The organism is Pseudomonas sp. V88_4 (genome assembly GCF_029967985.1).
Classification (GTDB): Bacteria; Pseudomonadota; Gammaproteobacteria; order Pseudomonadales; family Pseudomonadaceae; genus Aquipseudomonas; species Aquipseudomonas glycinae.
In genome coordinates, this window is the sequence record NZ_JASCAF010000048.1 from 67591 (window position 1) to 89923 (window position 22333).

Annotated in this window: 20 protein-coding genes; 12 read left to right on the plus strand and 8 right to left on the minus strand. The window is 60.0% G+C overall.

Annotation, left to right across the window (positions count from 1 at the left end; genetic code table 11):
• The first annotated feature begins 9 nt into the window (after positions 1 to 9).
• Together mobA and QLG12_RS27605 are read left to right on the plus strand one after the other, a co-directional pair.
• On the plus strand, positions 10 to 612 hold the full coding sequence (gene mobA / locus QLG12_RS27600; protein ID WP_282475564.1) for a molybdenum cofactor guanylyltransferase MobA: 603 nt from the start codon (positions 10 to 12) through the stop codon (positions 610 to 612).
• 78 nt (positions 613 to 690) lie between these two features.
• Positions 691 to 912, plus strand: coding sequence for a YgdI/YgdR family lipoprotein (locus tag QLG12_RS27605; RefSeq protein WP_039770418.1), 222 nt, complete (start codon positions 691 to 693; stop codon positions 910 to 912).
• Positions 913 to 994: 82 nt separating this feature from the next.
• On the opposite strand, the gene QLG12_RS27610 is transcribed toward QLG12_RS27605, so the two are convergent.
• From QLG12_RS27610 to QLG12_RS27620, 3 genes are all read right to left on the minus strand, one after another.
• A complete protein-coding gene (locus QLG12_RS27610; protein ID WP_282475565.1) occupies positions 995 to 1888 on the minus strand; it encodes a pseudouridine synthase in 894 nt (297 codons plus the stop codon).
• Positions 1889 to 1957: 69 nt separating this feature from the next.
• A complete protein-coding gene (locus QLG12_RS27615) occupies positions 1958 to 2275 on the minus strand; it encodes a transcriptional regulator (RefSeq protein ID WP_085655135.1) in 318 nt (105 codons plus the stop codon).
• Between the two features lie 165 nt (positions 2276 to 2440).
• On the minus strand, positions 2441 to 2677 hold the full coding sequence (locus QLG12_RS27620; protein ID WP_007955734.1) for a glutaredoxin family protein: 237 nt from the start codon (positions 2675 to 2677) through the stop codon (positions 2441 to 2443).
• A 189-nt stretch (positions 2678 to 2866) separates the two neighbouring features.
• Here QLG12_RS27620 and QLG12_RS27625 point away from each other — a divergent pair, with 189 nt between their 5' ends.
• Positions 2867 to 4579 carry a monovalent cation:proton antiporter-2 (CPA2) family protein gene (locus QLG12_RS27625; RefSeq protein ID WP_282475566.1) on the plus strand — a complete coding sequence of 571 codons (1713 nt, stop codon included), beginning with the start codon at positions 2867 to 2869 and terminating at the stop codon, positions 4577 to 4579.
• On the opposite strand, the gene QLG12_RS27630 is transcribed toward QLG12_RS27625, so the two are convergent.
• Positions 4576 to 5784 carry an ammonium transporter gene (locus QLG12_RS27630; protein ID WP_197869092.1) on the minus strand — a complete coding sequence of 403 codons (1209 nt, stop codon included), beginning with the start codon at positions 5782 to 5784 and terminating at the stop codon, positions 4576 to 4578. The two genes, QLG12_RS27625 and QLG12_RS27630, sit on opposite strands and share 4 nt — an antisense overlap.
• 320 nt (positions 5785 to 6104) lie before the next feature.
• Here QLG12_RS27630 and QLG12_RS27635 point away from each other — a divergent pair, with 320 nt between their 5' ends.
• The 8 genes from QLG12_RS27635 (at position 6105) to QLG12_RS27670 (ending at position 17447) form a co-directional block, all read left to right on the plus strand.
• On the plus strand, positions 6105 to 6419 hold the full coding sequence (locus QLG12_RS27635) for a YqjD family protein (RefSeq protein WP_197869093.1): 315 nt from the start codon (positions 6105 to 6107) through the stop codon (positions 6417 to 6419).
• A 2-nt stretch (positions 6420 to 6421) separates the two neighbouring features.
• Positions 6422 to 6808: a phage holin family protein gene (locus QLG12_RS27640; protein WP_282475567.1), complete on the plus strand. Its 387-nt coding sequence runs from the start codon at positions 6422 to 6424 to the stop codon at positions 6806 to 6808.
• On the plus strand, positions 6805 to 7143 hold the full coding sequence (locus QLG12_RS27645) for a hypothetical protein (RefSeq protein WP_282475568.1): 339 nt from the start codon (positions 6805 to 6807) through the stop codon (positions 7141 to 7143). Before QLG12_RS27640 ends, QLG12_RS27645 begins: the two co-directional genes overlap by 4 nt.
• A gap of 124 nt (positions 7144 to 7267) precedes the next feature.
• On the plus strand, positions 7268 to 8431 hold the full coding sequence (locus QLG12_RS27650) for an EAL domain-containing protein (protein ID WP_282475569.1): 1164 nt from the start codon (positions 7268 to 7270) through the stop codon (positions 8429 to 8431).
• A 68-nt stretch (positions 8432 to 8499) separates the two neighbouring features.
• Positions 8500 to 9828 carry a deoxyguanosinetriphosphate triphosphohydrolase gene (locus QLG12_RS27655; RefSeq protein WP_064383277.1) on the plus strand — a complete coding sequence of 443 codons (1329 nt, stop codon included), beginning with the start codon at positions 8500 to 8502 and terminating at the stop codon, positions 9826 to 9828.
• Positions 9829 to 10176: 348 nt separating this feature from the next.
• Complete coding sequence (locus QLG12_RS27660; RefSeq protein ID WP_011335284.1) at positions 10177 to 10803, plus strand: response regulator transcription factor; 627 nt, start codon at positions 10177 to 10179, stop codon at positions 10801 to 10803.
• Between the two features lie 8 nt (positions 10804 to 10811).
• Positions 10812 to 14456 carry a transporter substrate-binding domain-containing protein gene (locus QLG12_RS27665; RefSeq protein WP_282475570.1) on the plus strand — a complete coding sequence of 1215 codons (3645 nt, stop codon included), beginning with the start codon at positions 10812 to 10814 and terminating at the stop codon, positions 14454 to 14456.
• A 48-nt stretch (positions 14457 to 14504) separates the two neighbouring features.
• Complete coding sequence (locus tag QLG12_RS27670; RefSeq protein ID WP_282475571.1) at positions 14505 to 17447, plus strand: HD domain-containing phosphohydrolase; 2943 nt, start codon at positions 14505 to 14507, stop codon at positions 17445 to 17447.
• Here the strand turns inward: QLG12_RS27670 and QLG12_RS27675 are convergent, their stop codons facing one another.
• The gene (locus QLG12_RS27675) at positions 17448 to 17930 is read right to left on the minus strand and encodes a GAF domain-containing protein (protein WP_011335287.1); all 483 of its coding nucleotides are present in this window, start codon (positions 17928 to 17930) and stop codon (positions 17448 to 17450) included.
• On the minus strand, positions 17927 to 18817 hold the full coding sequence (locus QLG12_RS27680; RefSeq protein ID WP_007955716.1) for an ATP-binding protein: 891 nt from the start codon (positions 18815 to 18817) through the stop codon (positions 17927 to 17929). The genes QLG12_RS27675 and QLG12_RS27680 overlap by 4 nt, the downstream gene beginning before the upstream one ends.
• A gap of 166 nt (positions 18818 to 18983) precedes the next feature.
• Between QLG12_RS27680 and QLG12_RS27685 the strand changes: the two genes are divergently transcribed.
• Positions 18984 to 21305 (plus strand): response regulator, encoded by a 2322-nt coding sequence (locus QLG12_RS27685; protein ID WP_282475572.1) that lies wholly within the window; start codon positions 18984 to 18986, stop codon positions 21303 to 21305.
• On the opposite strand, the gene QLG12_RS27690 is transcribed toward QLG12_RS27685, so the two are convergent.
• Together QLG12_RS27690 and QLG12_RS27695 are read right to left on the minus strand one after the other, a co-directional pair.
• On the minus strand, positions 21289 to 21750 hold the full coding sequence (locus tag QLG12_RS27690) for a MarR family transcriptional regulator (RefSeq protein ID WP_197869098.1): 462 nt from the start codon (positions 21748 to 21750) through the stop codon (positions 21289 to 21291). The two genes, QLG12_RS27685 and QLG12_RS27690, sit on opposite strands and share 17 nt — an antisense overlap.
• A complete protein-coding gene (locus tag QLG12_RS27695; RefSeq protein ID WP_011335290.1) occupies positions 21747 to 22232 on the minus strand; it encodes a glutathione peroxidase in 486 nt (161 codons plus the stop codon). Before QLG12_RS27695 ends, QLG12_RS27690 begins: the two co-directional genes overlap by 4 nt.
• Positions 22233 to 22333: the final 101 nt, after the last annotated feature.

Sequence of the window (22333 nt, forward strand, 5' to 3'; positions counted from 1 at the left end):
AGAGCTGCCATGACCTCGAACACGCCATTGTCACCCTGCTCCTTCCTGCTGCTGGCGGGTGGACGCGGTCAGCGAATGGGCGGACAGGACAAGGGACTTGTGCAATGGCACGGTGAACCGCTGATTGCGCATTTGCAGCGCAAGGTTCGTCCGTTGACAGATGATCTGATCATTTCGTGCAACCGCAATCGTGAGCGCTATGCACCCTTTGCCGACCAACTGGTGAGCGACGACGAGGAAGATTTTCCCGGCCCGCTGGCTGGAATTCTTGCGGGTCTGAAAGCCGCTCGCCACCCCCATCTGCTGGTGCTGCCATGCGATGTGCCGCGAATCGATCTTGCGCTGTTGCGAGACATGCGCGAGGCGGCCGGTCTGAATCCTGAAAAACCTTTAATGTTGCGACATGACGAACATTGGGAGCCCCTGCTTTGCGTGATTCCCGCGGCACTCCTGCCCGCATTCGAAAGCGCCTGGAACGCGGGAGAACGCAGCCCCGGCCGGCTGATGCGCGACCTTGATGCTCAGGCCCTGGTTTGCCCTGACAACGACCCACGCCTGGCTAACCTCAACACCCCTGAACTGTTGAGTTCACACAACACTGTGTCAGACTGACAGCATTCAAGGAACTTGCACGCCTTGTATACGTCTCAAGCTCAGTAACCAAAAGAATTTCCCTTCGGAGACACACTCATGACTCAACGGACCCTCGCCACTTTCATGCTCGCACTGGGCCTCGCCACCCTCGCCGGTTGCGCTTCGCCAACAGTGATCACCTTGAATGACGGTCGCGAAATCCAGGCTGTCGACGCCCCCAAGTATGATGAAGATTCGGGCTTCTACGAATTCGAACAACTGGACGGCAAGCACACTCGCATCAACAAGGATCAGGTTCGTACTGTCAAAGAGCTCTGATTTTTCAGTTCGACACCCGATACAGAAAAGCCCGCAATATGCGGGCTTTTTCGTATCTGACCGAAAAGGATCGATGTCGGGATCACCAATCCAGCGTTATGCGGCTCTCGAACTCACGGGACTCTCCCGTAACCGGATCAATGAACCGCAGGCCTTGCGCCAGGAGTTTCAGCGGATTGGCATAATCATCCACCGCGTCTTTGAGCACTTCAGGGTAAAACGGATCATTGCAGATGCTCGCCCCGAGCGCCGTCATGTGTACCCGCAGCTGATGCTTCTTGCCGGTTACCGGATAGAGGCCGTACCGCCATAGGTCACCATTCTTTTCACGCACCTCCACCGCCGTTTCGGTGTTACTCACACCCGGCCCTTCCTGCATGCGGAAAAACGGTTCGCCATCGATCATGCGACTCTTGTGCACCAACGGGAATTCCAGCCCGGGCAGCGCGGCAGCAATGGCCTCATAGCGCTTCTCGATCTGCCGCGTCGGGAACAGCGACTGATACGCCGACCGCGTCTGCGGGTTGGCAGAGAAAATCACCAGCCCAGCCGTGTGCCGATCAATCCGGTGCAGCGGCACCAGATGAGGATTGTCCAGACGCCGGATCAACCGGCGAAGCAACGTCTGTTCGACGTACTCGCCTGCCGGGGTCACAGGAAGGAAATGCGGCTTGTCCGCCACCACCAGATGATCGTCCGCATACAGGATCGACTCGACTACCGGGATCGGTTTTTCATCCGGCACTTCTCGAAAGTAGTGAATACGCAGCCCTTCTTTGTAGGGCAAATCCAGCGCGATTGGTTGGCCGTGGCCATCAAGCACCCGCCCCCGGGCGATTCGATCCAGCCACTGGTCGCGCCCGATGGCACTGAAATGCTCACACAGACAGTCGAGCACAGTCCGCCAGTTACCGGGGGGCAGATAAAGCGTGCTGGCCTGATTCTGTGCGGCGGAAAATGTGGGCGTACTGGACATATGGAGAACTCGAACCCTCAAAGCAGAACGGCATTATCCAACACCGGGCGCAGCAGACCTAGCGCAGAATCAGGCGGGGATCGATTTGAGCGCCGCCGCCTCGGTGAACTCTTTGAGCCAGCGCAACACATCCACGGCCTCCCAGCGGCCAGGATCGTACAAGGCGTACAGAAGTCCCTGATATCCGACCACATCCAGTTGCTTGTGATAGCCGGCACGCTGGAACAAGGCTTCGATCTCGGCAAAACACGTATTGAAATGCAGCTTGTTGAAGGGTGTCTTGCCTTCCGTGACCAGACCGTCCAGGCGCAATTCGCGGACGGCCTCGCTCACCACGTCAATCGACATCCCATTCACGCTGCTTTTCAACTGTTCGACATTGACCACGGTTGCTCCCTCTGACATCCGGCTTGCCCTGATGAATGCCCGAGAACGGCATGGCAGGCCAATCCAATTACTGTATGCGCATACAGTAACCGAATAACCCGAACAGTGCCAAGCCGTGATTGAGCGAAGGTGGCGGACGCCATCAACGCAGAAAAGAAAAAAACCTCAACGCAGGAATGCAACCACCTGATCGGCGCTGAACGGCCACCCCAGTTCCGCACCGGTATCGACCCTGCGCAAGACCGGGATCCGCAGGCTGTAGGCCTCGAACCACGATTCATCGTCAGCAATATCCACCAGCTCAACCAGCAGACCATGCTCGACAAAAGGCATCAGTTCGGCCTCCGCGACCTCACACAAATGGCACCCCAGGGTGCCGAATAACTGGCATTCAGGAAGCATGTGCGCTCAACCCCAAAAATCGAGTGATCATTCTAGGCTTGCCCGCAAAGTCCGTCGACCCATCTACCGGGCACGCCCCTCCCCTCGTAAAACCCTGATGTAAATCAGCCCACAAAATCGCCATTTACGCGATGCTCCGGTGTTTTTTACCTCTACGCTTGAAGAGCCTGACCTGTCCCGGAGTGTCTTGTGTTTGCCAATCTGCTGATCATTCTGGCGTCGTCCCTGGTGATGATTGCCCTGTTCCGACGCCTGCGCCTGCCCCCTGTGCTGGGCTACCTGTGTGTGGGATTGATGGTCGGGCCGAAGGCGTTCGACTGGATCAATGAAAGCGAACACTTGCCGGATCTTGCCGAGCTGGGCGTGGTGTTTCTGCTGTTTTCCCTGGGGCTGGAATTCTCCCTGTCGAAAATGATTGCCCTGCGCCAGGTGGTTTTTCGTCTGGGCAGCCAGCAAGTGCTGATCACCACATTCCTGCTGGGAGGCGTGCTGATGTTGCTGGGAATGCCCGCCACACCAGCCTTGCTGCTGGGCGCCGGCCTGTCGCTGTCATCCACGGCGATTGTGACCAAAGAATTGGGCAGTCTCGGCGAAATCTTCAGCAGCCACGGCCAGAACGCCGTCGGCGTTCTGTTGTTTCAGGATGTGGTAGCCGTATTGCTGCTCACGCTGGTGCCGGTATTCGCCGGCAGCAGTGATCAGGCCTGGTACTGGGCGCTGCCCCTGACCTTGTTGAAGACCGTATTGCTGTTTTTCGGTTTGTTGCTGGCCAGCCGCTGGCTGCTGCCACGACTGTTTCAGGAAGTCGCGGCGTCGCGCTCGGCGGAGCTGTTCGTGCTACTGGCCCTGGTGATCGTATTGCTGACAGCCTGGCTGACCCACTTGTTGGGCCTGTCTCCGGCCCTCGGCGCGTTCCTCGCGGGCATGCTGCTGGGCGAGAGCCATTACCGGCATCAGATCGAGGCCGATATCCGGCCGTTTCGCGACATTCTGCTGGGACTGTTTTTCGTCAGCATCGGCATGCTGATCGACCTGCAACTTTTCGCCAGCCACAGCCTGCTGATTATCGGCATGACTCTGGGATTACTGGTTATCAAAGGTCTGGTGGTGGCGCTGTTGGTGAAATGGCGCGGCAGCGACAGTGAAACGGCCTGGCGCAGCGGCCTTGCCCTCGCCCAGGGCGGTGAGTTCTGCTTCGCGCTGATGGCGCAGATGCAACAGACACGGCTGCTCCCCGCCGAACTCGGTGCCCTGCTGCTCGCCGCCACGTTCTGCTCGATGCTGCTGACACCCCTGCTGTTACGCGCCGCTCCACGCATCGCCGCCGCCCTGCACCGCAAGCCCAATCAGGAAGCACAGATCGAGAAAATCAGTGCCCTCAATGCCGGGTTCGACGGGCATGTGGTGATCTGTGGCTACGGCCGTGTCGGCCAGTCGATCGGACGCTTCATGCGCAATGCCGGGCAAACCTACGTCGCGCTGGACAACGATCCGGTGCGGATACAGGAAGCCGCCACCGCCGAACGCGACGTCCACTACGGCGATTCAACCCGCGGCGATCTTTTGATCGCCGTCGGCTTATTGCGCGCCAGATTGCTGGTGATTGCCGTGGACCAAGCCGACGTGGCCTTGCTGGTTCTCAAGGAGGCTCGACGCCTCAACCCGACAGTGCCGATCCTGGTGCGCACCCGGGACGACAGCCAGTCGGCCGAGTTGAAAGCAGCCGGCGCCAGCGAAGTGGTGCCGGAACTGCTGGAGTCGAGCCTGATGCTCGGTTCCCATGCCCTGATCCTGCTTGGGTTTCCCGCGCACCGGGTGCAGGAGAAAGTCGATCAGGTGCGCATCGATCGTTATCGCCTGCTTCACGGCTTTTACCCCGGAGCCGACGATGAGGAGACCTAATCCTGGCTCACCGCGCCGATCTTGTGCAGCGACAGGTCTGCGCCGTAGTACTCCTGTTCCTGGCTCAGGCGCAGACCATGCAGCGCCTTGATCGCGCCATACACGGCGAAACCGCCGATCAACGCCACCCCCACACCAAGGGCAGTGCCGATCAACTGGCTGATCAGGCTGACGCCACCGAGTCCGCCCAACGCGGTCGACCCGAAGATCCCGCAGGCAATGCCGCCCCACACGCCACACAGACCATGCAACGGCCAGACACCGAGCACGTCGTCGATCCGCCATTTGACCTGCGCCGCTGTGAAGCACCAGACAAACAGGGCACCGGCAATCGCGCCGGTCATCAGCGCGCCGACCGGGTGCATCAGGTCGGAACCGGCGCACACCGCCACCAGCCCGGCCAACGGGCCGTTGTGCAGGAAGCCAGGGTCGTTGCGTCCGACGATCAACGCCGCCACCGTGCCGCCGACCATGGCCATCAGCGAATTGACTGCCACCAGTCCGCTGACCCCTTGCAGGGTTTGCGCGCTCATCACGTTGAAGCCAAACCAGCCGACGATCAGGATCCACGAACCCAAGGCCAGAAACGGAATGCTCGACGGCGCGAACGCCACCAGCTTGCCGTCACGATAGCGTCCGTTGCGCGGCCCGAGCAGCAGCACTGCCGCCAGCGCCAGCCAGCCGCCCATGGCATGCACCACCACCGACCCCGCAAAATCATGGAAAGGGGCGCCGAACTGTGCGGTCAGCCAGGCTTGCAGACCGTAGTTGCCGTTCCAGATCATCCCTTCGAAAAATGGGTAGATGAACGCTACGATCAGCGCGGTGGCGCACAGTTGCGGCACAAACCGCGCCCGTTCGGCGATACCGCCGGAGATGATCGCCGGGATCGCTGCCGCAAAGGTCAGCAGGAAGAAAAACTTCACCAGTCCATAACCATGATCGGCACTGAGTACCGCTGCCGGTTGCAGGAAGGTCACTCCATACGAAAGCCAATAGCCTATAAAGAAATAAGCGAGGGTCGACACCGCGAAATCGCTGAGGATCTTCGACAGGGCGTTAACCTGATTTTTCTGGCGAACCGTCCCGACCTCCAGAAACGCGAAACCGGCGTGCATGGCCAGAACCATGACTGCACCGATCAGAATGAACAACGTATTGGAACTGTGAACCAGCGTGTCCACAGCGCTTTGCAGATTTTCCATAAGGAGGCAGACCCGAGGCTGAAAAAAAGGCACCAAAGCGGTTCATGCGCACATTTCATGCACCAAGTTGCGACCGCGCATCCAATCATCCGGAGGTCCGGTGAACCGCTTTGGCGCACAAGGTCGATGGGCTGACATGAACCCTCATCATCCGGGCCTTGCTTTGCCCGGTTTCGCGCCCGGCAACAGCGCACTGCCACCGATCGACGCACCACGACACAGCAAAAGTTGTACCAGTCATTTGTACTGAACCTTCACTCTTGGCTCATACTCGAACGCTTCAGAACACCGCTTCAGAACGCCACTTACGGAGATCCCCCATGGCCAGCATCAAGGCAAAGACTGCTCAAGAAATCCTGATGAACGACTTCCAGACCCTGGTCAGCGACACTGAACGCTTGCTGGAGCACACCGCCACGCTGGCCGGTGATCAGGCCGATGAGTTGCGCGAACAGATCCACGAAAGCCTGCTGCGCGCGCGGGAAACCCTGAAGCTGACCGAAGACACCCTGCGCGAGCGTGGCCAGGCGGCAGTCACCGCCACCGAGGATTATGTATCGGCCAACCCGTGGCAATCGGTGGGCATCGCCGCCGGCGTCGGCTTCCTGATTGGCCTGCTGGCCACGCGGCGCTGATCATGTCGTTCGGTGAATCCGGCCCGAACTCGGGCACCGCCTCCTCCACGCGTCGTCTGGGTGCTGCCGTTCTCGGTCTGCTGCACAGCCATGTCGAGTTGTTCGGCATCGAACTGCAGGAACAGAAAGCACGCACCGTCAGTCTGTTGCTGTTCGCCGGCCTGGCACTGGTGTTTGCGCTGCTGTTGCTGGTCGGCCTGTCGACCCTCGTACTGATCGTGTTCTGGGATACGTATCGCCTGGCTGCAATCATTGGTCTGTGCGTGTTCTACACCCTGGCGGCAATCTTTTGTGCGCTGCGTCTGAAGGCCGCAATCTTCGATGAATCCTCGCCCTTCCACGGCACGCTGGAAGAACTGGCCAATGACCGGGAGCGCCTGCTGCCATGAGCCTGCCTGAACTTCCGCACAACAGCTCACGCCGGGAAATGCGCAAGGCACTGATCCGTCTGCGCATGGAAATGCATCGTCAGGAAATCCGCCACGAAACCGGCCAGGTACTGCAACCTCTGCAACGCATGCGTGGCATGACGCAAAACCTGCAGGGCGGTTTCGGCATCAAGCACGCGCCGTTATGGGGCGTGGCGGCCGTGACGCTACTGGGCTTCATCACCGGTATAGGGGCCAAAAACGGTGGTGTCGGCGGCTTGACCCGCCTGATCCGCCTCGGCACCAGCCTCGCTCCGCTGATCAAGCTGGCCATGCAGAGTTCGAACAAGCGCTGAAACCCTCGCATCTGGCTGCATTCTTGCAACACCAGCGGGATTGAATCTCTTATCCGGAGGTTCAATCCCGCTTGCCTATCCGGCCGGCAGAATTCGACCAGAACAAGAACGACAAGGAGGCCCCGTGATCGACGGGCAACCGCTCGCCTGCTTTCAACCCTTCATCGATACCGCCACCGGACGCATTGCCGGCGTCGAGGCACTGGGTCGTCTGCGTCAGGCCGATGGCCAACTGGCATCGGTCGGACCGCTGTTCGCCGACCCGCGTACACCGGCCATCGCGCTGCGCCGACTGGATCGGCAGATACGCGACAACGCGCTGAGCCGATTGCACGAAGCTCCGCCGGACTGGTTTCTCAGCCTGAACATGTCACCGCGCTGGATCAGTCGCTTGCGGGCCGACCAGGCACTGCCTAGCCTGAAACAGCTCGCCCGGCATGGTATCGACCCGCAACGGATTGTTTTCGAGATCACCGAACTCGGCGGTAACAGTCAGCGCCTGAGCGAAGTCGTGGCACGCTATCGCGACGCCGGCGCCCGGATCGCCATCGACGATTTTGGCGCCGGTTATTCGCAGCTCGATCGAGTGCTGGCGCTGCAACCGGACATTCTCAAACTCGACATGCGCCTGTTTCAGGCGGCCGCACTGGGCGGGCCAAGCAGCGACGTGGTCAAGGCCCTCGCGCAAATGGCCGAAAAAACCGGCTGCTGGATCATTGCCGAAGGCGTGGAAACCTATGCGCAACTGAATTTTGCGCTGGAGTGTGGATCGCGTTACGTGCAGGGTTTTCTGTTCGCCCGGGCGCAGGAGGCGCTTTTCGGTACCAATGACTTCGTTGAGCGCTTTGCCGAGCTGCGCCAGTCCTACGTGCGCCAGAAACTGGCTGAACGCAGCAAATGGATGTTCATGCGCCAGCAACTCAGTGAACTCATGACCATCCTGCAAACCTGGGCCCAGGCTCGCGCCCCGCTCAGTGCCCTGCCGCAACTCGACGCCTTTCCCTGGCTGCTGCGTTTTTACCAATGCGACCGTCACGGCACCCAACTGACGCCGAACCTGGAATGGCGCTCCAGCGGCTGGGTCGCCGACAATCGCTACCTGGGCCACAACTGGTCGTGGCGACCGTACTTCTATCATCTGCTGGCTGAAGGCTGGGAAGAACGGCGACTGACCCTTTCCAACACCTATCGCGATGCCACCAGCAATCAATATTGCCTGACCGCCGGACAGTTTTTCGATAACGGCGAGCGCCTGCTGCTGATCGACATCGATGCGGCGGGCTTGTAGTTGCGCTTGCAGATGCCAGCCTGAACCGGGAAGCTAGGGAACCAGTCACCCGACGGAGAGAATCAGCCTTGGATTGGCATACCCTGCTCAACCGCGAACGTCTCGGCAAACCGTTGCACAGCCCGCAGGAACTTGGCCGCAGCCCGTTCCACAAAGACCATGACCGCATCATCTTCTCCGGTGCCTTCCGCCGCCTGGGGCGCAAGACCCAGGTGCATCCGGTGTCGAGCAACGACCACATTCACACGCGCCTGACCCATTCGCTGGAAGTCAGTTGCGTCGGCCGCTCGCTGGGCATGCGCGTCGGCGAAACCCTGCGCCGCGCCCTGCCCGAATGGTGCGAACCTAGCGATCTGGGCATGGTGGTCCAGTCGGCCTGCCTGGCGCACGACATCGGCAACCCGCCATTCGGCCATTCCGGCGAAGACGCGATCCGTCACTGGTTCCAACAGGCTGCGGGGCGCGGCTGGCTGGATGCGATGAGTGACGCCGAACGCGGCGATTTCCTGAACTTCGAGGGCAATGCCCAAGGTTTCCGAGTGCTCACGCAGCTGGAATACCACCAGTTCGACGGCGGAACCCGGTTGACCTACGCCACTCTCGGCACCTATCTGAAGTACCCGTGGACCGCCCGTCACGCCGATTCCCTCGGTTACAAGAAGCACAAGTTCGGCTGCTACCAGAGCGAGCTGCCGTTGCTTGAGCAGATCGCTCACAAACTCGGTCTGCCGCAACTGGAGGAGCAACGCTGGGCGCGCCATCCGCTGGTGTATCTGATGGAGGCGGCGGACGACATCTGTTACGCCTTGATCGATCTGGAAGATGGCCTGGAAATGGAGCTGCTGGAGTACGCCGAAGTCGAGTCGCTGCTGCTTGGCCTGGTAGGCGATGATCTGCCGGAAACCTATCGTCAGCTCGGCCCGCAGGATTCACGCCGGCGCAAACTGGCGATCCTGCGCGGCAAGGCCATCGAGCACCTGACCAACGCCGCCGCCCGGGCCTTCGTCGAACAGCAGGACGCATTGCTGGCCGGTACGCTGCCGGGGGATCTGGTGGAACATATGCACGGTCCGGCCAAGCGCTGCGTGCTGAACGCCAAGGACATCGCCCGCAAGAAAATCTTCCAGGACAAGCGCAAGACCCTGCATGAGATCGGCGCCTACACGACTCTGGAAATTCTGCTTAACGCGTTCTGTGGTGCAGCCCTGGAACAGCACAACGGCCGCACGCCGTCGTTCAAGAGTCGTCGAATTCTCGATTTGCTGGGGAACAATGCGCCGGATCCGCACGGCCCTCTGCACGCGTCGTTCCTGCGTATGATCGATTTCATCGCTGGCATGACCGACAGCTACGCCAGTGACATGGCGCTGGAAATGACCGGACGTTCCAGCCATTGACACTTGCCACCCGATCGGTCTGCAATGGATCGGTCGGGCCCGGGGACGCGGAAGCGAAACGACAAATACTTCCGTCGGGACTTGTTCAGAAAGCTCGAAGATAAAAGCAGAAACAATCAATTGCACCTCACTCTTTTAAACTTCCCCGGCATCGATGATGCTTGATCATGAACAATCTTTGAACATCTCACGCCTCTACCTACGCCAAACCCAGTTAACACGTAGTCTGATTCCTCTTTGTTTGTAGGATTACTCCTAGATTGCCGCTACCCCCCTGTCAGTTCATGCGAGCGTTCATTCATCTGAGCTAAGGTTCGCCCTTTATTTGCGCTCGTATGGGATTTGATTATGAACTCCGTTTTTATTGTCGACGATCACCCGGTCATCCGCCTTGCCGTTCGAATGTTGCTGGAGCATGAAGGTTATAAAGTCGTTGGAGAAACCGATAACGGTGTCGACGCCATGCAGATGGTTCGCGAATGCATGCCCGACCTGATCATTCTCGACATCAGCATTCCCAAGCTCGATGGCCTGGAAGTCCTGGCCCGCTTCAACGCCATGAGTTCGCCCTTCAAGACGCTGGTATTGACTGCGCAATGTCCGACCCTGTTCGGCATTCGCTGCATGCAGTCAGGTGCATCGGGTTATGTGTGCAAACAGGAAGACCTGAGCGAACTGGTCAGTGCGATCAAGGCAGTTCTTTCCGGCTACAACTATTTCCCCAGTCAGGCGTTGAACCCTGTTCGTCACGATGACGTGCGTTATGCAGAGCTGGAGCTCTTCAAATCCGTCAATGATCGTGAACTTATGGTCTTGCAACTTTTTGCCCAGGGCCGCACCAACAAGGAAATTGCCAAAGGCATGTTCCTCAGCAACAAAACTGTAAGCACTTATAAAAAACGACTGATGCAGAAACTTAAAGCCAAGTCTCTCGTAGAACTTATTGAAATGGCCAAACGTAACGCACTCGTGTGAGAGTCAACATGTCCAGCCGTTTAATGAGTGTTCTGATTGCATGGAGTGCATGTCTGGGGTTCTGCACCTCTCTGACAGCCGCATCACCCGCCTCGCAAGACCTCACCCTGCTGGGTCGCTCGACCGAGCGGACAGTGCAGGCTGTGTTCGACCCATCGCAAGTGGCGTGGCTGCACAGCCGCAGCGAGTTGATTCTGGGGACCTCCGCACCCGACTATCCTCCCTTCGACATGACAGCCAGCGGGCACGACTACGAAGGATTCACGGCGGATTACGCCATGCTCGTTGGTCAGGCAACCGGTCTGCCGATAAGGGTCAAACGGTTCTCCTCGCGGGAAGCGGCCATACGGGCATTGATCGACGGTCACATCGACATGCTTGGCACTTCCAACGGATTTGAAGCAGAGAATACCGATATCGTGCTGTCCAGGCCCTACGCCATTGATCAACCAGTCCTTGTGACGCGCGAAGGCGAAACCCGCACGCTGACCGAAGGTCTGGCAGGCCTGCGGCTGAGCATGCTGTATCACTACTTGCCGCTGGAAGATGTCAAGGCCATCTATCCCAAAGCCCTCATCACCTCCTATCCGTCCTATCAGAACGCAATCAATGCAGTAGCGTTCGATCAGGCGGACGTGTTCCTCGGTGACACCATTTCCACCCATTACATGATCAGCAAGGGATACCTGAACAACATCCGCATGGCCAACTTCGGCAAGCACGAAGCCCATGGTTTCAGCTTCGCCGTGCATCGCAACAATCCGCAGCTGCTTGCCATCATCGATACCGTGCTCAAGGCCGTGCCGGGCAGCGAGCGCGAAAACATCGCCAAGCGCTGGAGCGTCGGCAGCGACACACTGCTGACCGACCAGAAACTGCAACTGACCAAGCGCGAAGAGCAATGGCTGAAAAAGAATTCGGTCGTGAGCGTGGTGGTCAACGAAGCTTTCGCACCTCTGACGTTCTTTGACAGTGACGGCAATTTTCGCGGCATCAGCGCCGACTTGCTCGAACTCATCCGGCTGCGCACCGGACTGCGCTTCGAAATTCGCCGCAGCCGCAGCGACGCCGAAATGATCAAGCAGGTCGAGCACCACCAGGCTGACCTGATCGCGGCCCTGCTGCCAACTGCTCAACGCGAGGAAACCCTGAACTTCAGCCGTCCCTATCTGGAAAATTCATACGTACTGTTGACCCGGAAAGCCGCCGACAGTCCCACGCACCTTGGGCAGCTCAAACGCAAGCGTCTGGCGATCGCTCAGGGCAATCCGATGATCGAATACCTGCGCAGGGAGTTTCCACGCATTCAACTGATCGAAACGCCGGATACTTTCAGTGCCGTGGCGCTGCTGGACGAAGGTCAGGTCGAAGGCGCAGTCAACTCCCTGGTCATCGCAAACTACTTCATTGCATCGCGAACCTTCGAGCATCCCTTGCAGATCACCACCACCATCGGCACCCGTCAGGCGGCTTTTTCTCTGGCGACTGCGCGGGACAACACAGAACTGAGCTCGATCATCGATAAATCGCTGATGAGCATCACGCCCGAAGAACTGGGCATCATCAATGGGCGCTGGCGTGGCTACTCAAGCGTTTCGCAAGGCACCTGGCGTCAATACCAACGCTTTTTCTATCAAGTCATCGGCGGCGCCTGCCTGCTGTTGCTGCTGTCACTGCTCTGGAATGCTTACATGCGGCGCCAGATCAAACAGCGCAAGTCGGCGGAACGGGCCTTGAGCGATCAACTGGAATTCATGGGTTCACTGGTCAACGGTACGCCCCATCCAATCTACGTGCGAGATCGTGAGGGTCTGCTGCAAAGCTGCAATGACAGTTATCTTCAGGCGTTCAATGCCCGGCGCGAAGACGTCATAGGCAAAAGCGTGATGCAGGGCGCCTTGAACAACGCTTGCGAGGCCCTGACCTATCAGGCCGACTATCAGCGGGTAGTGGCCGAAGGCCGACCGCTGGTGCTCGACCGGCCGCTCCAGATCGGCAACCGACACCTGACGATCTATCACTGGATCCTGCCGTACCGGGACTCCAGCGGCGAAGTCCAGGGAATCATCGGCGGCTGGATCGACATCAGTGAACGCCGCGAGCTGCTCGATGAACTGCGCGCAGCAAAGGAGCGGGCGGACGATGCCAGCCGGGCCAAGAGTACGTTTCTGGCGACCATGAGCCACGAGATCCGCACGCCGATGAACGCGGTGATCGGCATGCTCGAATTGACGCTCAAGCGCATGGATAAGGCTCATCCGGATCGCTCCGGAATCGAAACGGCCTACCATTCGGCCAAGGACCTGCTGGGCCTGATCGGCGACATACTGGACATTGCCCGCATCGAGTCCGGGCGACTGAGCCTGAACCCCGAGCGAATCAATCTGGTCGACACCGTTGGCTCGGTGGTCAGAATCTTCGAAGGGCTCGCCCGGCAGAAACAGCTGTCACTGACCCTGTCCGTCTCTCCCCCTGAACTGAATGTCGATGTGCACCTCGACCCTCTGCGCTTCAAACAGGTGCTGTCGAACCTGATCAGCAATGCCATCAAGTTCACTGAAGCAGGACAGATCAGGATCACGCTGGATGTACTTCCCACCGATGATCCCGAACGCTCGATGATGCAATTGACCGTACAGGACAGTGGCATCGGGATATCGACGCAGGATCAGTTGCGATTGTTCGAACCCTTTGCCCAGGCCGGCAACGGCGGGCCGCGAACGGTAAGCGGCACAGGGCTGGGGCTGGTTATCAGCCGCAACCTCTGCGAAATGATGGGTGGAAAGCTGCGGTTGAGCAGCCTGGCCGGAATCGGCACCCAGGTCACTCTGTCGCTGCCGCTGGCCATTCTGCCTGCAGAAGTGACAAGCACCGAAGACGAACCGCAGATCCAGGCATCTCTCACTCCGCTGACCGTTCTGGTGGTTGATGACCATCCGGCGAATCGGCTGCTGATGTGCCAGCAGCTGGAATACCTCGGCCATCGTTTCTGTATCGCCGAAGATGGCCAGCAAGGGCTGGAGCAATGGAAAAACGGCGAATTCGATCTGGTTATCGCCGATTGCAACATGCCCGTCATGAGCGGTTACGAGCTGACCCGGGCCATTCGTCAGCACGAAAAGCTCACCCGCCGACCTGCCTGCACGGTGCTGGGGTTCACCGCCAATGCCCAGCCGGAAGAGATTCTGCGCTGCAAGCAGGCAGGCATGAACGACTGCCTGTTCAAGCCCCTTAGCCTGACCAGCCTGAGTCAATGGGTCGACCGTGTTCAGCCACTGTTCCGCGCACCCGTGTTCAATCTGCAGGGACTGACGCTGCTGACCGGAGGCAATCCTGCCCAGACCCATCGATTGCTGACAGAACTGCTCAGCAGCAGTCGCCTTGACCGACAGGAGTTGCAGGCGCTGTCCCTCACCCGGGATCCCCCTGCACTGGCCGTCATCGCACACAAGATCAAGGGCGCCGCGCGCATTGCCCAGGCGTCGCGCCTGATCGACTGTTGCGATGCGCTTGAACAGGCTTGTCTGCAAGCACTGCCGGAGGATGAGATCGAGCATCGCTGCCGGGCCAGCCGTCTTGCCATCCTGGAACTGGAGCAGGCACTGGAGCAGCAACTGGTCCGGCTCACCCGAAGCAAAGTGGCCGGAGCTTAACTATGCTTGAACGCTGAGCAGTGTGCTTACCTACACGGAGAGTCCGCAATGCCCAGCCCACTGCGCCCGGAACAACGCCGGTTTCCGCTGCACGTGCATATCAGCGTCATGTTCACCTTTCTGCTGTTGCTCACCGGAGTGGTGCTGGGTCTGTTCAACTATCGGCAGACCACTCAGATCATCCTGTCGAGCAGCGAAAAGCTGTTCAATCGCATCGAGCAGGATGTGCGCCTCGATCTGCAGGCCACTTACGCACCGATCCGACACCTGCTGAGCCTGCTGGCGGACACCCCCGCCGCCCGCTCTTCCGGCCTCGAACCGCGCCTGGCGTTGCTCAAGCCGTTCAGCCAGTCCCTGACGGACAATCCGGCTCTGGCCTCGCTGTACCTGGGGTATGGCAACGGCGATTTCTTCATGGTCCGTCCGTTGCGCACATCAGCGCTGAAAACCCTGCTCAAGGCACCGGACTCGGCGGCCTTTCAGGTCTGGAGCATCGCGCACGACGCCAGCGGCCAGACGCATTCACAGTCGTTGTTCTTCGACCAGGCACTGTCCCCGGTCGGCCAGCAGGACAACCCCGACGATCCTTATGATCCCCGCAGCCGGGCGTGGTATATCAACGCACGGCAACAGACCGAGCAGATCACCACCGAACCCTACATTTTTTTCTCCACCCACAACGTTGGCACGACACTGGCGAGGCGCAGCGGTGATGACGCGGTGATTGGCGCCGACCTGACCCTCGACGCACTCTCCGCAACCTTGATCAAACACGTGGTGACACCGGCCACGGAAATCGTCCTGTTCGACGCCGACGGCAACGCCGTGGCCTACCCCGACAGCAGCCGGCTGATCGTCGATGACCGTACGGCGCGTCTGGCCAAGGCTGCCGACTTGAGCCCCGCCCTTGACGCCTTGTTGTCCGGCCATCAGGGCAATCGGCTCAAAGCCGACGGCCGGCTATGGATCGTCGCCCGCAGCCAGTTGCAGGAAGGAGGACCGAAAGGTTTGCAGATGGCGTTGCTGGTGCCGGAGGACGAGTTGCTGGTCGACGCCTATCGCATGCGCTGGCAAGGCGCGTTGATCACGCTGGCTACTCTGCTGCTCTGTCTGCCGCTGGGCTGGCTGATCTCGCGAATTCTGGTCAAGCCGCTGCATGCGCTGGTCAAGGAAGCCGATGCGATTCGCAGTTTCGACTTCAACTTTCCCATGACCCGTCGATCGCTGGTACTGGAGATTGACCAGTTGAGCCTGTCGATGGCGCGCATGAAAGACACCCTGGCCAGTTTTTTTCGGATCACCGACAGCCTGACGGCGGAAACCCGCTTCGAACCGCTGCTGCAGCGGGCGCTGTTCGAGACTGTGCAGATCGCCCAGGCTCAGGCGGGCCTGATCTATCTGCGGGAAAACGACGGCAATCGCATGGAGCCCTACGGACTGGTGGTCGATGGCGCCTCTCAAGCCCTGACCGCGTTCGACATTCAGGGACGCAACCTTGACGCTACTCAGGGGCCCGAATGGTTTCGGCAATTGGCGAGCGCCGACACAGTCGTGAGCAATCTGGGCTTCGAACAGGCCACCGATCTGCGCAAAGTGCTGCTGGCCATGGCGTCACCGAGGGTTCATCTGATCGGTATCCGTTTGCATAACCGGCACAACGAAACCGTCGGCCTGCTGGTGCTGCTGATCAATGACAGCGGCACGGCGAGTGATCTGGAAAAGCTGCGGCCCGACCGTATCGCCTTCCTGCAAGCAGTGTCCGGGGCGGCAGCGGTGAGTATCGAGAGCCAGCGCCTGCAAGCCCGGCAGAAACAACTGCTGGACGCGTTCATTCAATTGCTGGCCGGCGCCATCGATGCCAAGAGCCCTTATACCGGCGGGCATTGTCAGCGCGTGCCGGAACTGACCCTTATGCTCGCCCAGGCCGCTGCAGCCAGTCAGGCGCCGGCCTTCAGCGCTTACCAGCCGAACGAAGATGAATGGGAGGCCTTGCACATCGCCGCGTGGCTACACGATTGCGGCAAAGTCACGACCCCGGAATACGTGGTCGACAAAGCCACCAAACTGGAAACCCTGAACGATCGCCTTCATGAAATCCGCACCCGCTTCGAAGTGCTCAAGCGCGATGCCTGGGTCAGCTACTGGCAAGCCCTGGCGATGGGCGGCGAAGAGCAGCAACTGGCCGACCTGCGTGACGCAACCCTGACAGCACTGGATGATGATTTTGCATTCGTCGCCCACTGCAATCTGGGCAGTGAAGCGATGGCCGAGGCCGACCTGCAACGTCTGCAAGGCATCGCCCGACGTACCTGGACGCGCACGCTGGATGATCGGCTGGGCCTGTCATGGGAAGAGAACCGGCGTCAGGCACGCACCCCGGCACCGCCCTTGCCGGTCACCGAACCATTGCTGGCAGACAAGCCGGAGCATCTGCTGGAGCGCGCCGAAGGTGAGTTGATTCCAAAGGACAATCCGTGGGGCTTCAAGCTCGACGTGCCGCCCTATAAATACAATCGCGGCGAACTGTACAACCTGAGCATCCCCCGGGGCACGCTGACCCGCGAAGAACGCTACATCATCAACCACCACATGGTGCAGACGATCCTGATGCTCAGTCACCTGCCCTTCCCCGGGCATCTGAACAGCGTCGCGGAAATCGCCGGCGGGCATCACGAAAAAATGGATGGCACCGGTTATCCCAAGCGCCTGAAGCGCGAAGACATGAGCCTGCCGGCGCGCATGATGGCGATTGCCGACATCTTCGAAGCCCTGACCGCCGCCGACCGCCCGTACAAAAAGGCCAAGTCCCTCAGTGAAGCGCTGGGGATCATGGCCACCATGTGCCGCGAAGCGCACATCGATGCCGAGCTGTTCGGGCTGTTCATCCGCGATGGCGTGTATCTGCAGTACGCCACGCGGTTTCTCGATCCACGGCAGATCGATGCCGTGGATCCGGCGGCCGTGCTGCTCAAGGCGGGCCTGGCGGCGTGATCAGCAGTCGGTCAGGCGCAGGAAGATCGCCGCCAGTTGCTCGATCCCGGCCTGATCGTCTGCACCGAAACGCGCGAGCTTCGGGCTGTCGAGGTCGAGCACGCCGATCAGGCGACCGTCCTTGACCAACGGCACGACCAGCTCGCTGTTCGACGCGCTGTCGCAGGCGATATGGCCGGGGAACGCGTGAACGTCTTCAACCCGTTGCGTTTGCAAGCTGGCAGCCGCCGCGCCGCACACACCGCGACCGAACGGTATGCGTACGCAGGCAATCTGGCCCTGGAACGGGCCGAGCACCAGCTCTTCGTTGCGATTGAGGTAGAAACCGGCCCAGTTCAGATCATCGAGCTGGTTGAACAGAAACGCCGAAAACTGCGCGGCGTTGGCGATGAAATCGCGCTCGTCCGCCAGCAGCGACTCCAGTTGTGCGGCCAACATGCCATAGCCTTCGAGGCCTTGGCCGCTCTGTTGCAAATCAATCATGCCTTGTGCTCCAACAATTTCAGTCCCACCCAGTAACGGGCGAATTGGTACGCGCAACGTCCGTTGCGGTTGCCACGGCCGGTTGCCCAGCGCACGGCGAGAATGTCCAGTTGTTCGTCGCGTTCCCAGCTCAGGCCGGCCTTGGCGGCCAACTGGCCGATCCAGTGCTCGACGACGTTGAGGAAATGCTCCTGGGTAAACGGATAGAACGACAGCCACAGGCCGAAGCGATCCGACAGCGCGATCTTGTCTTCCACCGCTTCGCTCGGATGCAGCTCACCATCGACGCGCTTCCAGTTTTCGTTGTCGCTTTCCTTTTCCGGCACCAGATGACGACGGTTGGAAGTGGCGTACAGCAACACGTTGTCCGGCGCCTGTTCGAGCGAGCCGTCCAGCACGCTTTTCAATACGCGGTAGTCGCCTTCGCCGGACTCGAACGAGAGGTCGTCGCAGAACAGCACAAAGCGCTGCGGCAGCTTGGCGATCTGCTCCACCACCCGTGGCAGGTCCGCCAGATGATCGCGCTCGATTTCGATCAGACGCAAACCGGCCTTGGCGTGTTCTGCCAGTAGCGCGCGCACCAGCGACGATTTACCGGTACCACGCGAACCCCACAGCAGCGCATGGTTGGCCGGCATGCCGTCGAGAAATTGCTGAGTGTTGCGGCCCAGTTGCTCCAGCTGCCGGTCGACGCCGATCAGGTCCGACAGGCGCATGTCGAGGCTGACTTCCAGCGGCAGCAGATAACCGCTGCGACCGTCGCGCTGCCAGCGTGCGGCGAGGCAGGTGCCCCAGTCGATGACCGGGCGTGGAGCCGGCAATAGCGGTTCGATCCGCGCCAGAACCGACTCGGCGCGCTCAAGAAAAGCATTCAATCGGGAATCCACGTCTTCTCCTCGGGCTCGTTCACAGTGATGATGGCGGTGCAGCAAAGACAGACAGCGTCCGAAACCTGTCCCGGCCCTTGTTACAAGGCGCTTCGGGAACCCCGGAATCCGTGCATGATCGACTATGCTTGAGCAGCGAAGGGAAACGGAAGTGGTTCAACACCCCATGGATATCAAATTCACCCACCGGCTGTCGTACAAACAGGCCCGGCTTACCGTGCTGGTCGGGTTCATTCTGGGCACGCTGCTCAGCCTGCTGCAAATCGGCATCGATTATGCCAGTGAAGACGCGTCCATCAACCGTGAAATCCTGTCTTTGCTGGAAATCAGCCATAACCCGGCCTCACGCATCGCCTACAACATCGATGCCGAACTGGCGCAGGAACTGACCCTGGGCCTGCTGCGTTCGCCGGCCATCATTTCCGCAAAACTCACCGATAACAATCAGACGGTATTGGCCAGCGTCAAACGCCCGGAGCTGCAAAGCGGCTACCGGATGATCAGCGACTTCCTGTTCGGCGCCAAACGTCAGTTCGAAGACCGTCTTTATCTCGATCACTTGCCCAACGAATCCCTCGGCACCCTGAGCCTGGAAGTCGATACCTTCGCCTTTGGCAGCCGCTTTCTGCGCCGCGCGGAAGTCACGCTGCTCAACGGTTTCGCCCGCAGCCTGATTCTCACCGGGATCCTGCTCGCGCTGTTCTACGTGATGCTGACCAAACCCCTGGTGCGAGTGATCCGTGAACTCAGCGGCCGCGACCCGCGCAGTGCCGAGCCGACCACCCTGGAATGTCCGGGTGGGCACGCCAATGACGAGATCGGCGTGCTGGTCAAAGTTGCCAATCAGCAGTTCGAGAACATCGCCACGGAAATCCAGCAACGGCGCAATGCGGAAAACCGTCTCACCGACTACCTCGCACAACTCGAAGACATCGTCTCGGCGCGTACCGCCGAGCTCAAGGCGATCAACGCGCGACTCAGCCAGTCCAACCAGGAACTGGAAGTGGCCCGCAGCACGGCACTGGATATGGCCGAGGCTCGCTCGGCATTCCTCGCCAACATGAGCCACGAGATCCGTACCCCGCTCAACGGCCTGCTGGGGATGATCGCCCTGTCGCTCGACGGCCCGCTCAACGCCGAACAACAGCAACAACTGTCCATCGCCCACGACTCGGGCAAGGTGTTGGTGGAATTGCTCAACGACATTCTCGACCTGTCCAAATTCGATGCCGGGCAGCTGGAGCTCGAACACATTCCCTTCGATCTCGGCTCACTGATCGAAGACACTGCCAACCTGCTGTCGCAAAACGCGGCGCCGAGTGTGGAACTGACCTGCCTGATCGATCCGCACTTCCCGGCGCTGGTACTTGGCGATCCGACCCGGGTCAGGCAAATCGTCAGCAACCTGCTGTCCAATGCCCTGAAATTCACTCGTTTCGGCCGGGTCGATGTGCGTTTGTCCACCTGGAAGGACGGCGTCCGGATCGAGGTCTGCGACACCGGCATCGGCATCGCCCAGGAAGCGCAGGTGAAGATTTTCCAGCCGTTTACCCAGGCGGGTGCCGGGATCACCCGCCAGTACGGCGGCACCGGGCTCGGTCTGGCCCTGACCTACAACCTGTGCGAAGCCATGCAGGGGCGTCTGACCATCAGTTCCGAAGTGGGTTTCGGCAGTCAGTTCTGCGCTGAGCTGCCACTGCCCTGCCACACCCGCACGGTGATTGCACCCCCGTTGCACGGAAAGGTGCTGGCGATCACCAACGCGGTCAGCGGGCTGGCCGAGCTGCTGGAAAGCCTGCTGCCGGTCTGGGGATTGACCTACGAGCAGCGAACCCTCGACGACCCGCTGCTCGGTCTCTCCCCCGACGTCATCATCACCGACTGCCCCGAATGCCTGTTCGGTCTGCGTCCGGCGATGACGGCGCCGATTCTGCTGGTGACGGCTTATGGCAGTTTCATGCCGGGTGAAGAAGCCACTGCCCTTGCCCCATTGCAGCAGCAGGCTCGACCGCTGGCCCGCAACGCGTTGTATCAGAATCTGCGCCGGACGCTGCTGCCGGATCTCACCACCATCGACCGCGCCCGCCTCGAGAGTGTGCCTTCGCAACGACGTGGTCGGGTGCTGCTGGTGGAGGACAACCCGGTCAATCAACTGGTGGCCAAGGGTATGTTGGGCAAACTCGGCTGCGATGTCGTGGTTGCCGCCCATGGGGTGGAGGCGCTGGATCAGCTGGAACACGACGAATTCGATCTGGTGCTGATGGACTGCAACATGCCGGTGATGGACGGCTACGAAGCCAGCCGTCAGATTCGCCAGAGCGGACGCTGGCCGCATCTGCCGATTGTCGCCCTGACCGCCAACGCCATGTCCGAGGAACGCGAACGCTGCCGGGCGGCGGGCATGAGCGACTATCTGGCCAAGCCGTTCCGTCGTGAAGAACTGGCGGCGTTGCTGGACCAGTGGATTCCGACTACGACAGTGCTTTGATCTGCCCCAGCAAGTGATCAAGACCGCTACGCAAGTCATTGAGCCGGTCCAGATCAACCCCGCTGTCGCACAACAGCCGCGCCTTCAACGGCCCGACCTGTTCACGCAGCGCCTGCCCTTGCTGCGTAAGGCTCAGATGAACTTCACGCTCGTCCCGGGCCGAGCGCTGACGCTGAACCAGTTGCAGGTGCTCCAATCGCTTGAGCAGCGGCGTCAGCGTGCCGGAGTCCAGTGCCAGACGCTCACCCAGCGCCTTGACTGTCGGTTGCTCCGGCGCAGTTTGCTGCCATTCCCACAACACCAGCATTGCCAGATATTGCGGATAGGTCAGGCCGAGCTGATCGAGCATCGGTTTGTAGGCACGGATCACGGCCCGCGATGCGGCGTACAACTTGAAGCACAGCTGACTGTCGAGCTTCAGCGAATCGGCGGACAGGTTGTTCATTTGAGCAGGGCTTCGATCTCGCGGCTCAGATCCTGCGGCTTGGTGGCCGGGGCGAAGCGCTTGACCAACTGGCCGTCCTTGCCGATCAGGAATTTGGTGAAGTTCCACTTGATGCCCTGGGAGCCCAGCACACCCGGCGCGCGCTTCTTCAACTGCACGAACAGCGGGTGGGCGCCGGTACCGTTGACTTCGATCTTCTTGAACAGCGGGAAGCTGACGCCGTAGTTCAGCTCGCAGAACTCGCTGATGGCGCCCTCGTTGCCCGGCTCCTGCTTGCCGAACTGGTTGCACGGGAAGCCCAGCACCACCAGCCCCTGATCCTTGTAGGTCTGCCACAGTTCCTCAAGCCCTTTGTACTGCGGCGTGAAACCGCATTTGCTGGCGGTATTGACCACCAGCACAGCTTTGCCGGCGAAATCGGCGAGGGTCTTTTGCTCGCCTTTGATGGTGGTGCACGGAATGTTCAGCAGGTTGTCGCTCATGGTGCGCACTCTTGAAAAATGGGTAGACGGCAAAAATAGCGAGCAATTGAATTGCGTGCAATTTAATTATTCGAAAGGCGACCCGTGGATCGCCCGTATCG